Source organism: Streptomyces sp. LUP47B, assembly GCF_001746295.1.
Classification (GTDB): domain Bacteria; phylum Actinomycetota; class Actinomycetes; order Streptomycetales; family Streptomycetaceae; genus Streptomyces.
In genome coordinates, this window is record NZ_MJAH01000001.1 from 182,449 (window position 1) to 197,561 (window position 15,113).

Below are 15,113 nucleotides of genomic sequence, written 5' to 3' on the forward strand. Positions count from 1 at the left end.
GACCAGGAACCTCTTCGACCGCAGATTGATTGAGCGATAAGGTCATACGTATGCCAAACGAGTCGCAGCCCGCCACCCGTCTGTTCCCGCCACGCCTGCCCGTCGGCCGCTTGGGTGTTGCAGTCGTTGCCGAGCTCGTCGACCTCATCGTGACGGGCCAGTTGAAGGAAGGCGAGTTGCTGCCCCCGGAGGGTCCACTGAGCGAGCACTTCGGTGTGAGTCGCACGGTGCTGCGTGAATCGGTGAAGCGGCTCGAGGAGAAGGGCCTGGTGATCGTCTCCCAGGGTCGTGGCACCCAGGTGCGGGCACCGGGCTACTGGAACATGCTCGATCCGGTGGTGCTGTCCGCGTTGATCGACAACGATGAGACGCTCGGTGTCCTTGACGAGCTGACGGTCGTGCGGGCGAGCCTCGAGTCGGCGATGGCGGGGGCGGTTGCCGGTTCTCGCAGCGCAGATGGGTTGAGGAGGCTGGAGAACGCTTTGACCGCGATGCGTGAAAGCGCGTCCGAGACGGACTCCTTCCGGCAGGCGGACGTGGTGTTCCACTACGCGCTCATGGAGATCTCCGGCAACCGGCTGGCGGAGAACATCGCCAAGCATCTGTACAAGCGAGCCGTGGAGTCCAGCCGTTACCAGGGCATCGACCCGCCTGATGCGTTCGCACTGACGCTGAAGGAACATGCGGCGATCGTCGATGCCATCTCAAGGCAGGACGTCGCGGCGGCCCAGAAGGCGATGCATGATCACATCCACGTCTCGTGGGAGCGTCGTCGGCTGCCCGACCACGCGCCACGGGCGCGTGGTCGAGCGCTCGATCAGGAGAGCGAGTAGACGTCGGCAGCATTGCCTCCGAATACACCTGCGCGTTCCGAGGCGGAAAGCCCGTCGAGCAGTGCCTGCAGAGCAGACTTCCAGGGTGCTGCACCCCCGCCGAGCTCGGCCAGCGGCCAGTCGGAGCCGTAGAGCAGGCGCTCAGGGCCGAAGGATTCCAGGGCGGTCGTCACCGGGGCGGCGAGATCGGCTGCACGCCATGATCCGGGGGCGAGGCCCGACGTAAGTCCCGAGACCTTCGCGACGACGTTCGGTTGTCGCGCGAGCTCCTGCAGCCGCGATACCCACGTGCTCCTGTCCTGCCCTGGCTCGGGCGGAGCGCCCAGGTGATCGAGGACGAAGCGGAGTCCGCTGTAACGTGCGGCCAGGCGGGTTGCCTGAGGGAGCTGCCAGCTACGCAGGACGAGGTCGAAACAGAGGTCCTCACGCTCGAGTACGGCGAGGCCCGCGCTGATCTCCTCGCGCGTCATCCACTCCGGGTCCGGATCGATGTGGGCAAGATGCCGCACCCCGACGACGGGGACAGCGGCGCTCTCGCGGATCTGGTCGAGCTGAGGTCCGACCTCCGCCGCGAGGTCGACCCACGCGACGAGGCCGGCGATGGCTGATGAGTCCAGCTTGGCGAGCCGGATGCTCTCATCAAGGCTGTTGCTCGACTGCACGACCACGGCACGGTCGACTTCGGTCGAGGCCAACATCTCACTCAGATCGGCGGCGCCGAAGTCGCGGGCGATCGGCGCCATGGTCTGCGCGTCGATCCAGTCCTGCGGGTTCACGGCTCGATCCCACAGGTGCACGTGGGCGTCAATACCGGCGTTCATGCGAGGTGCCACACTTCCTCGACAGGCTGCCACAGCGCCCCGGGATCACGCTCCTCGGCGATCCTCACCTGGCACGGGTCGGTGTGCGTCCACCACTCCTGCGAAGCCGAGTCCTCGGCGATCCTTCGCATGTCTGCCTCGTGGTCCTCGCCGACGTACTCGTAGTAGGCGAACAGGATGTCGCCGAAGATGAAGATGCTGTAGTTGCGCACGTTGCATTCGGTGAGTTTTCGCTCCACGCTCGGCCACACGGCACGATGCAGCGCCAGGTACTCCTCGCGCTTGTCGGGCCGCACACCTACGACGAAGGCTCTGCGCTCAGGTCGACGGGTCACGAGGATCGGCCTCCGCGGTGCGACGGGGCATCCATCACGTCCGGCTCGGCGACCAGCCGCAGGGCAGCACGTTCGGGCCGGATGTGCGGTCCGGTCGCCGCGGGCCGGGGCGTCACAGCGCCGGCCGGTGACATCTGGGACTCGTCGACCACGATCCCGATGCCTGGGCGATCACCCAGGACGATGCCTCCGTCGTCGAACTGCTGGTCGACGTCGAGACCGACGGGGAAGAGAAGATCCTGGACTTCGAAGGCCAGATGGTTCGGCACGGCGGCGGCGGCGTGCGCCACCGGGTTCGCGTTGTACGCGACGGGACTCACCGGCAGATCGTGGGCGTGCGCGAGCGTCGCAACACGGAGGAAGTGGGTGATCCCCCACACGTTGCCGACCTGCACGATGTCGACCGCGTTGGCGTCCAGCAGGGGGCGGTACTGCTCCAACCCGGTCAGGTTCTCGCCGCTTGCGATCGCCGCGCGCATCTTCCCGCGCAGCGCGGCCATGCCGGCCGCATCCCACCGGCGCAGCGGTTCCTCCACCCAGGTGAGGTCTATGCGCTGTTCGATGGCCGCGACATACCGGGCCGCTTGGGCGTGGTTCCACGACTCGTTGGCGTCGAACATGAGCGCCGGCCTGCGGGAGTTGCGGCTGAGAATGTCGCGCATGATCTCCAGCCGGGGCAGGTCGCGGTCGAGGTCACGGCCGCCTTTGAGCTTGCCGGCCTTGAATCCGCGGTCCGCGAACCTGCCGTAGAGGTCGGCGAGTTCGTCCTCGGTCAGGCCGTACTCGAGACCGGAGGCGTACCCGGGGACGAAGCGCTCCCGGGCCCCGAGGGTTCGCCAGAGCGGCTCGTCAGCGGCTTTCGCCTTGATGTCCCAGAGGGCCATGTCGACGGCTCCGATGGTGCCGAAGGTGGATCCTGAGTGACCGGCCTTGAAGACCCAGTCGAGCATTCGGTCGTAGAGAGCCACGACCGACCGCGGGTCATCGCCCTCGATCGCGGGGAAGACACGGGCGATGTCGGCGTGGGACCCGAGGCCTATCCCCTCGATGCCGGTGTCGGTCTCGATGATGAGGACGGGGACCGGCGTGGCGTGGCTGGGCTGGACACCGTTGACGTCCCCGGTGATTCTGCCCCAGTCGTGAACGGTGTTCAGGCTGCGGTACCCGGTGATCTTCATCGGCGATGCTTCTCCTTGCATGTGCGAGCGGTCATTCCTTGGTTCCTCCCGCTGTCATGCCTGCGACCAGGAATCGCTGGGAGAACAGGAAGACGACCAGGACGGGCAGGATCGACACGATCGTCCCCAGCGCCAAGGTGGGCAGCTGGACGGAGTCGGATCCTGCGGAGCTGGGATTGAAAGCCGGAGTTGACGCCAGAAGCGAGGTGAGTCCGACCTGGATCGGGTAGCCGTCGCTCGAGGGCAGCATCACGAACGGGAGGAAGAAGTTGTTCCAGTTCTGTACGAAGCTGAAGAACGCCACCAGCGCGACGATCGGGGCGGCCAGCGGAAGGGCGACTCGGGTGAAGACCTGGAAACCGTTGCAGCCGTCGATGCGCGCGGCTGCGAGGATGTCACGAGGGATGCTGGTCGAGAAGTAGATGTAGGTGAGATAGACGCCGAACGGGAAGAACGACATCGGCAGGATCACCGACAGCGGGCTTCCGATCAGGCCGACGCTGTTCAGCTCCAGGAAGATGGGCAGCACTAGTGCGGTGCTGGGGATCAGCATGACGACGAGTGTCAGCACGAGCAGCGCCTGCCGAAACCTGAACTCCGTGAGCGCGAGGGCGTAGCCGGCGGGGATGCTCACGAGGAGCGTGATCACCAGAGCGCCGATCGCGTAGAGCGCAGAGTTCCCGATCCAGGTGGTCACCGCCCCGTCCTGGAAGTCGAAGAGCTGATGCCAGTTGGCGACGAAGTCCGACCACGACCCGAGCGAAAACGGGTCGGCGACGACGAGCGCCTTCGAGGACTTCGTGACCGCCAGGAGCAGCCAGAGGATCGGGATGGCGAAGAACAGGACGAAGACGGCGAGCAGGACGCCGGCGATGGACCGCCCGCTCCACCCGCTGAGGCTCGGCCGGCGGCGTCCGGCGGAGAGTGCTGTCATGGTCATTCCTTCTCGAAGAGGTCGCCGCGCGTCACGAACACCCAGGACAGCAGGAGTGCGACGACCAGCAGGATCAGCGAGATTGCGGCCGCGCCGTTGAAGTCGTTCTGCTGGAAGGCGTACTGGTAAGCCAGCTGGTTGAGCGAGTAGTCGTTGGGCACCACTGCGTTGCTGGCCTGGCTGAGCAGCTGTGGCTCGACGAACAGCTGGGTGCCGGCCGCGAGTGACATGACGCCCATGTACGCAACCCATTTGCGCAGCATCGGAAGCTGGATCCGCAACGCGATCTGGACGGCGTTCGCGCCGTCGATGCGGGCGGCCTCGATCACTTCGGTGCTGATGTTGTTGAGGGCGCCGTACATGATGATGATCCACCCGCCGGCTCCGGTCCAGAACGCGATGATGGCGAAGATCGCCGGAAGGTTGCCGGGTTGGATCACCTGCACGAAGCTGTCGAATCCCATTGCGCTGAGCAGACTGCTGACAGGGCTCGCCGTCGGATCGAGGACGAAGAGCCACAACAGGACGCTGGACGCGCCCGCGAGCGCGCCGGGCAGGTAGTAGACGAAGCGCAGGGATGTGCTCACCCACCGCACGCTGATGGCGTGGACCACCAATGCCAGGCCGACGACGAAGATGACCAGCCCGAGGAGCCAGATGATGAGGTAGGTGGTCACATGGAACACGGCCGGCCAGAACCGGAAGTCACCGACGACCTTGGTGAAGTTGTCGAAGCCGGCGAATCCACCGTCGGCGTTCGTGAAGGCCAGTAGTACTGCGTAGAGCGAGGGGACGATGCCGAAGACGATGGTGAGCAGCGCGTAGGGCGAGACGAAGAGGTAGCCGATCGGACTGCGAGCGAAGGTGCGGCCGGCTGGCTGACCTCTGCCCCGGCCTGACCGCCGACGCCCGGAGGCGTCAGCGGTCGGCTGGTCACTCAACGGAGCGAGGGTCATGTCACTTCACCCTGTATCCGTTGACCTCGGCCTGGTTCTCGATTGCCTTCTGCCAGGTCGGCAGCAGGTCAACGATCGACTTGCCGCCCGTAATCCCTGGGGTCATCGTCTTCGCCCATATCGCCTCCTGGCTGAATGTGGGGTAACCCCAGCCAGCCCAGACTTGTGAGGCTGCGGTCTCCACCGGCTGCAGCGAGGTGGCGTAGTACTTACTCGCCTCCTGTTTGGCTATCCACTTCTGGGCGGCGGGCGCGTACGCCGGGTAGCCCGGTGCGACATTGACCTGGTAGTCGTCGGCCGTGGTGACGAACTGGACGAACTTCTCGGCGGCCTTCAGGTTCTTCGAGTGGCTGGAGATGAACCAGGTTCCGCCACCCACGTTGCCTGTGACAGCCTCGCTCTCGCCCTTCCACGGCAGCGGCGCGGCGACACCGAGTCGGCCGGCCGACATGTTGAGCGACTGAGGGTTGTTGAAGATTGCGCCGGCGTACCAGGCCGGGCCCGGCATCATCAGCACTTTGCCTGAGTACTTCTTCAAGAACTCGGGAGTGAACACGCTGACCACCGGCACGGTCCCGTTCTGGCGGAGGGCGTCGAGCATCGAGGCCGCCCGCTTGCACTCGGTCGAGTCGGTCTTCACCGTGAGGGACTTGGGGCCGGGCACGTCATTGGCCCGGCACTTGCTCGCCCACATGAACACCTCGGGCGTCCAGGCATCCCCAGCCGTCCCGATGATGTAGCCGGGGTGCTCCTTGGCGACCCTCTGCCCGAGCGCCTGGTACTCCTCCCACGTGGTCGGGAGGGCGTAGCCGAACTGCTCCAGCAGGGACTTGTCGTACCAGAGCACCGCCTGGGCGAGGTCGTTGCGCAGGCAGTACACGCGGCCGTCCACCGTGCAGGGGTTGAGCGAGCCTGGGGTGAAGTTGCTGAGCATGTCCTTCGGGACCAGGCCCTTGTCCAACACGGCCGCGAACGCCTGCTTGCCGCCGCTCTTCTGGCTGGCCCATGCCGCGTCGTTGTTCTGGCTGGAGAAGACGACGTCGGGCCAGCCGCTACCGGCGCGGTCGAAGAGCTGCATCTTCGTCCGGAAGGAGTTGGACCCGTTGGCCGACCCGTCATAGGTGACGACCTTGATCTTGGTGTCCGGGTTCTCCGCCTGGAACGCCTTCGCGGCAGCCTGTCGGTCCGCGTCCACCCAGACGGTGATCGTCGAGGAGGCTTCCTGCTTGGCTTCGGGAAAGCCGTACGCCCCGTTCGCCGAGCTGCCTTCGCCGCCGCACCCAGCGAGGGCCAGGAGCGCCGTTGCTGCGCCCAGTACGGCGACGGTCGACGCCTTACGGCGCGAACGCACCACAGTATGGGTTCCGACCATGGGATGTCCTTGTCTTGTCGACTTCGTTGACGACTCTGCGCCAGGACTGTAGGGCATACGTATGATGTTTGTCATCATCTGAGTCGCTGGCGTCGTTCTGCTCTGGAAAGGTGCGCGTCGAACGGTGGTCCTGTTCGGGAGGCGCCGTCGGCTGCGGCAGTTCCAGGTCGCGAAACCAACCGAGATCCCGCGACTCTGTTGCCGTGCTGTACGTGTTCACGCCGGGACTTCAACGCGGCTGCATCGACGGGTGATTGAGCCGCTCAGCCGGAGACTCACCGCCACCGGGCGACAGTGATCCGCCGCCCCGTCGACGGCATCAATTGCGGGCGATGACCGCCGGCTTCCCGCCGCAGGACCGGATCTGTGCGTTCTGCCCACGCCGGCACGACCACTGGCCGGTGAGCTCCAGGACCGGTTGCGCGCAGTGATCCGCGAGAGCCGCTGTCGGCACTTTCGCTCACCTGATGGGCACCCGCGGACTTGCCCGGCTGCGACACCCTGGGCAAGCGTGAACCAACCCGGCGCCAACTCGGCGAGCCGGCCTCGCGTAACCAGACGCCTCGCCTACGACCGCAGCGGCTCCACCCGCTGGCGCCACATCCATGCGGAACAGGACGGCCGGCTCCTGGCAGGTCAGCGGTCCTTGACCGAGCCGGAGGCGGTCCGCGAGCGCCTGCAGAATGCGCTGGTGGTCCACCGCCTGCGCCGGCCTGGCCCGCCCTTCAGGCCACACGTGCCCCTGCGATTCCAGCTCCGCCGAATCGCAGGGCATCGACAGCCCGTCTCCAACCAGCGCATCCGGTACGTCGGTATCGACGGTGACTTTCGCGTCGAACCCCTTGCCCTGCGATGGCGCGAACGGCCCGCCAACCGAGGGCGACGGCGCCGACTCGTCTCACCCCGACCGCCTGAATACCGAGCCGGCTGAGGCCCGTGGCAACGTTGCTGTCCGCACACCGGTCGCGCTGCGAGCGCCGGTCACCTCGGCGGGGTCGCCGACGTCGGCGGCGCGCAACAGCGCCGTCGTCTCCCCGACGGTCAGCACGTGCCCGCCCATCAGACTGCCCTCACCACTTCCCGCCGGAGCGTTGTCACCACCGGCGGGCGTTCGCAGCGCCTCATCGTCCGAGCCAGCCGCCGTCGACCGGCAGGATCGTCCCGGAGACGTAGCGCGCGGCGTCCGAGGCCAGGAACACAGCAGCGCCTGCAAGGTCCTCCGCCGTCCCCCACCGCCCCGCCGGTATCCGCTCAAGGATCGCGCGGGACCGGTCAGGGTCGTCCTGAAGCGCTTGGGTGTTGTCGGTCGCGATGTAGCCCGGTGCGATGCCGTTGACAGTCACACCGTATCCAGCCCACTCGTTCGAGAGCGCCCGGATCAGTCCCGCCATGCCGGACTTGGCGGCCGCGTAGCCCGGCACGTTGATCCCGCCCTGGAACGAGAGCAGGGAGGCGGTGAAGACGATGCGTCCGTGCTGTGCGTCCAGCATCCGCCGCCCGAGAGCCTGGCTGAGTACGAACGTGCTCGTGAGGTCGACTTCGAGTACCTCGTCGAACCATTCCAGAGGGTGCTCTGCGGCGGGAGCCCGGTGGATGGTCCCGGCGTTGTTGACCAGGATGTCCACCGGGCGCTCGCCTGCGGCGAGTTCCTCGGCGATCCGGATCACCTGGCGCCGGTCCGCGAAGTCGACGCGGTGTCCCGAGAATGCGCGGCCGAGCTGGCGCACGCGGTCGCCGATCGCCGATGACGCCGGATCGAGGGTGGCGGAGAGTCCGACGATGTCGGCACCGGCAGCGGCCAGAGCCTCGGCGACGGCGAACCCGATTCCACGCTTGGCCCCCGTCACGACGGCGAGGCGCCCGGTCAGGTCGAACGGGTTCATGACGCGCCCACCTCGACGAGCAGCTTCATCGCCTGCCCGGCCTCGAGGACACCGAAGGCTGATCCGAGTTCATTCAGGGACACGATGCCCGTGATGAGCTTCTGGGCCGGGATGGCGCCCTCGGCCAGGAGCTCGATGGCGCGCTCGAAGTCGTGACGCTGGTAGACCCGTGCACCGAGCAACCTCAGCTCCCGCCAGAACACGCGGTGCAGGTCGATGGGCCGCGGTTGCGAGTGGATGGCCACCACCACCAGCGTGCCACGGACCTTCGCCAAGCTGGTGGCACCGAGCACGGCAGCGGCCGAGCCGGAGACTTCGAACACGACGTCCGCTCCGGCGCCGTCCGTCCACTCCTCCACCCAGGCGATTTGATCGACCGACGAGGGGTCCAGCGTCGTCAGCCCCATCTCCTCGGCGGCGGCCCGCCGGGTCGGGTCGATCTCGGCGATCACGACCTCGGCACCGAACGCGGCAGCGACGATGGCGATCAGAACGCCGATCGGGCCCGCACCGATAACGACCGCCTTGCTGCCTGCGACGAGTTCGGAACGCCGTACGTCGTGAACGGCCACCGCGACCGGCTCCACGAGCGCGGCATCACGCAGCGACATCTCCGAGGGCAGCCGCACAAGTGTCGACGCCGGTACATTCCAGCGCTCCTGAAGGGCTCCGGGGCTGTCGATGCCTATGAAGTCCAGGTGCTGGCAGATGTGCTCGTTCCCCGCGCGACAGGCCGGACAGGTGCCGTCCCAGGCCAGCGGCATGACGGTCACCGCATCACCCACCGACCAGCCCTCCACGCCGGCGCCGAGGGCGACGATCGTGCCTGACATCTCGTGTCCGATCGTCGCCGGCTTGCTGACCCGACCGTCCATGTCCCCGTGGAACACGTGGAGGTCCGTGCCGCAGATTCCGACATACGCCACAGCGACTTGGACCTCCCCTGCACGCAGCTCGGCTGGTTCCCGCTCCTCGACCGTCATCGTGCGCGCGCCTAGGTAACTTGCTGCCAACATGCCGATCGGCTCCTTCTTGCTGTGCCGCAGGACGCGCCGGCCCACAGCTCCGCGCAGCCCCACAACGAAACATAATACGTATGCTGTCGCCGTTATAGTCGGTCTCATGACCAGCAAGCAACCACCGCGCGCCCACAGATCAACGCAACAGACGCTGCCGACCCGAGGACTGCGAACCGGGCACCAGCTCACGGAGTTGGGCCTGGGTGCAGCACAGTTCGGCAACCTGTTCACCGAGACAACCGACGACGAGTCGCATCGCGCCGTCAAAACCGCAGCCGAGGAAGGGATCCGCTACTTCGACACCGCACCGCATTACGGCCTCGGGCTGTCCGAACGCCGCCTGGGGAACGCCCTGCACGCGACCGCTCGGCAAGATGTGGTCATCTCATCGAAGGTCGGGCGCCTGCTCGTGGACAGCCCGGACACAAGTCACCGGCTCGACGACGACGGGTTCATCGTGCCGGCGACGAAACGGCGCGTCTGGGACTTCAGCCGCGACGGGATCCTTCGCTCCGTGGAGGAGTCACTGGCTCGGCTCGGGACGGACCGGCTCGACATCGCCTACCTGCACGACCCTGACGACCACTGGAGTGCGGCCTCGTCGAGCGGGATCGCCGCTCTGGCCGAGCTTCGGGACCAGGGCGTCGTCGGTGCCATTGGCGCCGGCATGAACCAAGCGGCAATGCTGGCCGAGTTCGTGAGGCAGACCGACGTCGATGTGGTGATGGTCGCCGGGCGGTTCACCCTTCTTGATCAATCGGCACTGGACGACCTGCTCCCCGTCGCCAGCGCCCACGGCGTCGGCGTCGTCGCCGCGGCGGTCTACAACTCCGGACTGCTGAGCACTACGGCCGTGGACGGCTCGGCGACGTACGACTACAGGGCAGCGCCGCGGGCCGTCGTCGAACGTGCCGCCCGCATCGCCGCGGTCTGTGAGCGACACGGCGTGGAACTCCCCGCGGCCGCGATCCAGTTCCCGCTGCGCCATCCCGCGGTCACCTCGGTGGTGACCGGGATGCGCACTCAGGAGCATGTGCGAAGCAATGTCGCACGCTATCGGGCCGTGATCCCAGAGGCACTCTGGGAAGAGCTGCACTTCACAGGACTCGTCCCCGACCCCACCCGCACCAGCTAGTGCTCCAGGGGCTCAAGTAAGCATCGTACGAATCTTGTCGCAAACATCATACGTATGCTAACCCTGTGGCGGGCATCAACGCCCCAGTCACAGGAAGCGATCGAACATGACATCGACGTCAGACTCGACCCGCTCGGTGAGCAGACGATGGAGGCACAGGGCGAGCACCCTGGCAGCCCTCGGCGTCTGCGCCGTCATCGCCTCAGCGCTCAATCCCCTGCAAGCACAAGCCGCGCCTCGGACGGTGTACTTCGCAGCGCCGGACGGCAAGGACTCCGGACACTGCAGCCAGTCGCAGCCGTGCTCGCTCGAGCGGGCCCAGCACGTGGTCGGCCCCGCCGCCAAACATGGTGACGTGAGCGTTCAGCTCGCCGACGGCACGTACCACCTCTCCGAGCCCCTGCGGTTCGGACCCGGCAATGACGGCGGCGAACACACCATCCACTGGAACGCCGCCCCGGACGCTCACCCCGTCATCACCGGCGCCTCGAAGGTCACCGGCTGGTCCAAGTCCGCGGCAGGGACAGGCATCTGGGAGGCGGACACCCCCAGCGGCCTCGACACCCGTCAGCTCTACGTGAACGGCGTGATCGCCCCGCGCGCCGCCATCCGCCTGGCCAACTCGGACGTCACTCCCACCGCAACCGGTCTCACCATCAAGAACCCGGCCCTGAGCTACCTCGCCACGCTCCCCGACCAAGGACGCATCGAGTTCGAGTCCCTCGGCGACTTCACCAACCGCTACTCGCCGGTTCAGAGCATCAGCGCCACCGAGATCAAGATGGCGCAGCCGGCGTGGGACAACAACACCTGGGGCTGGGACACCGTCCAGAACTCATTCCTGGCCGGCCCGAGCTGGTACCTGGACAACTCACTGAGCTTCCTCACCCAGGTCGGCCAGTGGTACATAGATCCGGGCGCCGGCAAGCTCTACTACAAGCCGGCGAACGGGGTCGACCCCAACCGGCTCGACATCGAGCTGCCCCGCCTGCAGACACTGATCAGCATCGGCGGGACGTACGGCAAGCCGGTGACCGGCCTTGCCTTCAAGGGCATCCAGTTCTCCGGAACCTCCTGGCTCGGCCCCTCGACCGACGGGTATGCCGACCAGCAGAACGGCCTCTTCATCAAGGGCACCTACGACTACCGCCCCGCCGACGCCTTCACCAGCTGCTCACGCGGATGCGAGATGTTCGAGCGAGCCCGCACCAGTTGGTACCAGGAACCCGCCGCCGTGCAGGTCTCCGCTGCCAGCCGCATCTCGTTCACCGGCAACACATTCACCAACCTCGGCCAGTCGGCCCTCGGCGTCGGAAACGACGCCAACGCCACGGTGACCGGCGTCGGCCTGGGCGCCAGCGACATCGACGTGGTCGGCAACCGGTTCACGGAGAACAGCGGGCACGGCATCGCGGTCGGCGGCGTGCTGCCTGACGCACACCACCCCAGCGACCCGAGGATGACCAACCGGGACATCCTGATCTCCGACAACACAATCAATCGCGTGGCGGTGGACTACAAAGACAACAGCGGCATCTTCAGCACCTACGTCACAGGCGCCCGCATCCTGCACAACGAGGTCTCCAACGTCCCCTATGACGGTATCGACACCGGCTACGGCTGGGGCATCAACGACGCCGGAGGATCGAACGACTACGTCGACCGCGGCTACTACAAGTGGAACACGCTCTACACGACGCCGACCACGCTCAGGGACAACCGCGTCGAGGGCAACCTCGTACACAACACCAAGGCCCGCTTCGCCGACGGAGGATCGGTCTACAACCTCTCCGCCAGCCCCGGGACCGTGGTCGCCAAGAACTACCTGTTCAACATCTCAGGCGTCGGCCTCTACCTCGACGAGGGCTCGCGCTCGATGACGTACGAGAACAACGTCGTCCAAGGCGGTTCCTTCCTCTTCACCAACGCCTACAGCCTCCGCAACAACACCAGCGACAACGTCATCCAGAACAACTGGTACAACTCGGGCGGAGCGTCGACGCCGAACGCCGGGGCCCACAACAACAAACTGATCAACAACGTGAAGGTCGCCGGCGCCAACTGGCCCGCGGGCGCACGAGACGTGATCTGCCAGGCGGGTGTCGCGCCGAAGTACCGGACGTCGCTCAACGCGAACCAGTTCGGCTTCAGCGGGTGCGCGGTTCATGCACCGGTCGCACCCGGCCTCGCCACTGCCGCAGGCTCGGCCCTCAGCTCGTACTTCGGCCAGAGCGGCGACAGCTACGGCATCGCGGCGGCCGGCGCCGACGTGTGGGGCGCCGGCGGCCAACACGACGACCAGTTCGGATCGATCTACCGGGCCGGTTCGTTCCACGCCGACTCGAGCGTGTCCACCCGGGTAGTGTCGGTCAACGACGCCAACGCCTGGGCCAAGTCCGGGGTCATGGTCCGCAACGACATAACCAAGGCGGGAGAGTCGGCCGGGTATGCCGTCGTCGCGGTTACCGCCCGCAACGGCGTCGTATTCGAGTGGGACAGCAACGGCGACGGGTACCTGGACACCGAGGCCCGCGCCAGCGTCGACATCTACCGTCCCATCTGGGTGAAGCTCACCCGATCGGGCACGTCATTCAGCGCCTCGTACTCCTACGACGGTGCCAACTATGTCCCGGTCGGTCAGCCCGTGACGTTGGCCTCCGCCGCAGCGAAGCAGGACGCGGGCATCTTCTCCACGTCCCACGACACCGCCCAATCGGCGATCAACCAGTTCGACTCCGGCGCCGTAACAGCCGCAACGACGCCGTAGCTGCCGCTCACGGAGGGTCGACGACGGGCGCGTGGGGTGATCTGCGGTCCGGTTTCGATTGGCTGGGTGGTGAAGAGTTCGGCCATGGAGGCTTCGGAGAGGTAGCGGCGGTCGAAGACCTGCCACTCGTCGTGGAGTTCGGCCAGGACCGCGGCGGCGAGCAGGTCCAGGGCGGCGGGGTTAGGAAAGACCTGGACCAGCTCGCCGCTTCATTTCCCGGACCAGCCGTCCCAGCGGGTTCGTCGACCAGGTCTTCTTCCAGTGCGCCGACGGGAAGCTCGCGAACGCGGTGATTCGGATGCGGCGTCCAGCAGCATCGTCGATCATCCGGTCGATCGAGAGCCAGAAGACGCAGTTCGCCACGGACGTCACCCGCCTTGCCGGCCCCGCCGCCGATGACGGCGATGTCGATCTCGACACTCGCTCCCGCCGGGCAGCGCTTTCGCCTACGAGGTGGCATTCACGTGACGGGTGACCGGCCACGAAGCTGTGTGGAGGTTCAACACCACGTACAGCGGCGTACGTGAACTTCCCGGACTGATCTCCCGGCGTTCCGGTGTGGCGGTGACCGGTCTCGCCGACCCGTACCAGCTGTGAAGTGGCTCTGCTCGGAGCGCTCTTGGCGATCGGTCCAGCAGGAATTCGGTGTCGGCGCCGACAAGGCCATGGGGTTGTAGAACACGATACGGCCATTGCTCATCGCTGACACGCCGCCGCGGCGGCGTGTCTGGTGATCCTTATCGTCGTCTTTCGCAGGTCGGCCGGGTGCTCTTCTCATTGCGCCGCTCCATAGCCAGCTCAGCTGTGTTGGCTGTTCAGTCCGTAGAAGGCGACGCGAGCGCCCTTCGTAGTGCTGTCCGAGGATGACTGGTTATAGGAGCCGGCCTTGAAGTACTGCTTGTATGGGAAGAAGGACGAGGGAATGCCGTAGCGGGTGGTGCTGCCGTTAACGGTGAGCTCGATGGTGTTTCCACCGGAGACCGCGATGGCGTATGTCCACGTTTTTCCGACCGGGGTGTTCCCCACGTTGTGCAGGGTCTGGCCACCGGCGGGAGAGTTCTCCGTGCCCAGCACGATGTCGCCGTTGGAGCGGTAGTACAGCTCCAACAGGGGCTTCGTGGAGGAGCCTCCGGACCCAAGGTGGATCTGGCCAACACAGACGTTCTTGGTCACGGAAACGACGCGCAGGGTCGCACTCAAGCGGTGGTTGCCGCTGAGGTTCCAGTCGGCGGCGCTGCCGTTGCGGTTCATCTCCCGCAGCTCGGACCGGGCGTAGTTCGAGTTCGGCGTGGTCACGCCCTTCTCGGGGGCCCAGAAGGTCATCGCACCGTCGCGGGTGTCGGTGTAGAAGTACGCGTCCTGGAATCCGTTGGCGCCTTGAAGTCGAGAGGAGGAGATCGCGGTTGGGGAGCCCGGCGAGCCGACCGGCTCCTGGAGCTGCCATACGGACAGGTCGAAGTTTCCTCCGGGCGCGACATTCGGATTGGCCGCGCCCGCACTGCCACTGATGAGAACAGTGAGCGCAAGGGCGAGGCACGAGGCGGTCGCTGCCGCGAAGAGCCGAGAACGGTTCATGTGGGGGCGGCCTTTCACTCAAGAAGCCGTTCAGTATGTTGAACACTGAATGCGTATGTGTACATCCGTGAGCCGTGAAGCTAGTGGTCTGGACCAACTCCGTCAAGAGGTGCACGGGAAGCCCTCAGCCTCCTTGCAAGCGCCCCGATGCCTGCGGGGCACCGCCGCGGGACCGCCGATGCGCCCAGCGGCCTGGCAGGATGTCTGCACGCCCTCGCCCACGCCCTGGGCACCCCGTTCGACGAGCTCTTCGCGACGCTGTGCCGCGGGCGCGACCTGCCGGGCCGAGCGAGGGCTGACAGCCC

The 15,113-nt window shown here is 66.4% G+C and carries 13 protein-coding genes and 1 pseudogene; 4 read left to right on the forward strand and 10 right to left on the reverse strand.

Features of this window, described 5'->3' with window-relative positions; translation table 11 throughout:
- The first annotated feature begins 50 nt into the window (after positions 1-50).
- A complete protein-coding gene (locus BFN33_RS00815; protein WP_069757887.1) occupies positions 51-833 on the forward strand; it encodes a FadR/GntR family transcriptional regulator in 783 nt (260 codons plus the stop codon).
- Here the strand turns inward: BFN33_RS00815 and BFN33_RS00820 are convergent.
- The 8 genes from BFN33_RS00820 to BFN33_RS00855 form a co-directional block, all read right to left on the reverse strand.
- Positions 818-1,654 (reverse strand): amidohydrolase, encoded by an 837-nt coding sequence (locus tag BFN33_RS00820; protein WP_176742268.1) that lies wholly within the window; start codon positions 1,652-1,654, stop codon positions 818-820. The two genes, BFN33_RS00815 and BFN33_RS00820, sit on opposite strands and share 16 nt — an antisense overlap.
- Positions 1,651-1,989 (reverse strand): L-rhamnose mutarotase, encoded by a 339-nt coding sequence (locus BFN33_RS00825; protein ID WP_069757889.1) that lies wholly within the window; start codon positions 1,987-1,989, stop codon positions 1,651-1,653. Before BFN33_RS00825 ends, BFN33_RS00820 begins: the two co-directional genes overlap by 4 nt.
- Positions 1,986-3,167, reverse strand: coding sequence for a mandelate racemase/muconate lactonizing enzyme family protein (locus BFN33_RS00830; RefSeq protein WP_069757890.1), 1,182 nt, complete (start codon positions 3,165-3,167; stop codon positions 1,986-1,988). Before BFN33_RS00830 ends, BFN33_RS00825 begins: the two co-directional genes overlap by 4 nt.
- A 31-nt stretch (positions 3,168-3,198) precedes the next feature.
- Entirely contained in the window at positions 3,199-4,101 is a 903-nt protein-coding gene (locus BFN33_RS00835) for a carbohydrate ABC transporter permease (RefSeq protein ID WP_218108941.1), read from the reverse strand.
- Positions 4,102-4,103: 2 nt separating this feature from the next.
- Positions 4,104-5,057 (reverse strand): carbohydrate ABC transporter permease, encoded by a 954-nt coding sequence (locus tag BFN33_RS00840; RefSeq protein WP_069757892.1) that lies wholly within the window; start codon positions 5,055-5,057, stop codon positions 4,104-4,106.
- 1 nt (position 5,058) lies between these two features.
- On the reverse strand, positions 5,059-6,429 hold the full coding sequence (locus BFN33_RS00845; RefSeq protein WP_069757893.1) for an ABC transporter substrate-binding protein: 1,371 nt from the start codon (positions 6,427-6,429) through the stop codon (positions 5,059-5,061).
- A gap of 1,121 nt (positions 6,430-7,550) precedes the next feature.
- Positions 7,551-8,312, reverse strand: a complete 762-nt coding sequence (locus BFN33_RS00850) for an SDR family oxidoreductase (RefSeq protein WP_069757894.1) — start codon at positions 8,310-8,312, stop codon at positions 7,551-7,553.
- The gene (locus BFN33_RS00855) at positions 8,309-9,328 is read right to left on the reverse strand and encodes an alcohol dehydrogenase catalytic domain-containing protein (protein ID WP_069758873.1); all 1,020 of its coding nucleotides are present in this window, start codon (positions 9,326-9,328) and stop codon (positions 8,309-8,311) included. Before BFN33_RS00855 ends, BFN33_RS00850 begins: the two co-directional genes overlap by 4 nt.
- Positions 9,329-9,434: 106 nt before the next feature.
- Here BFN33_RS00855 and BFN33_RS00860 point away from each other — a divergent pair, with 106 nt between their 5' ends.
- Together BFN33_RS00860 and BFN33_RS00865 are read left to right on the forward strand one after the other, a co-directional pair.
- The gene (locus BFN33_RS00860) at positions 9,435-10,466 is read left to right on the forward strand and encodes an aldo/keto reductase (RefSeq protein ID WP_069757895.1); all 1,032 of its coding nucleotides are present in this window, start codon (positions 9,435-9,437) and stop codon (positions 10,464-10,466) included.
- A gap of 355 nt (positions 10,467-10,821) precedes the next feature.
- Complete coding sequence (locus BFN33_RS00865; protein WP_176742269.1) at positions 10,822-13,233, forward strand: right-handed parallel beta-helix repeat-containing protein; 2,412 nt, start codon at positions 10,822-10,824, stop codon at positions 13,231-13,233.
- Between the two features lie 74 nt (positions 13,234-13,307).
- Here the strand turns inward: BFN33_RS00865 and BFN33_RS49130 are convergent.
- A pseudogene (locus tag BFN33_RS49130) lies at positions 13,308-13,530 on the reverse strand (transposase); the annotation flags it as partial.
- 174 nt (positions 13,531-13,704) lie between these two features.
- Between BFN33_RS49130 and BFN33_RS53900 the strand changes: the two are divergent.
- Complete coding sequence (locus BFN33_RS53900) at positions 13,705-13,830, forward strand: hypothetical protein (protein ID WP_256122573.1); 126 nt, start codon at positions 13,705-13,707, stop codon at positions 13,828-13,830.
- Positions 13,831-14,031: 201 nt separating this feature from the next.
- Here the strand turns inward: BFN33_RS53900 and BFN33_RS00870 are convergent, their stop codons facing one another.
- Positions 14,032-14,808 carry a polysaccharide lyase family 7 protein gene (locus tag BFN33_RS00870; RefSeq protein ID WP_069757896.1) on the reverse strand — a complete coding sequence of 259 codons (777 nt, stop codon included), beginning with the start codon at positions 14,806-14,808 and terminating at the stop codon, positions 14,032-14,034.
- Positions 14,809-15,113: the final 305 nt, after the last annotated feature.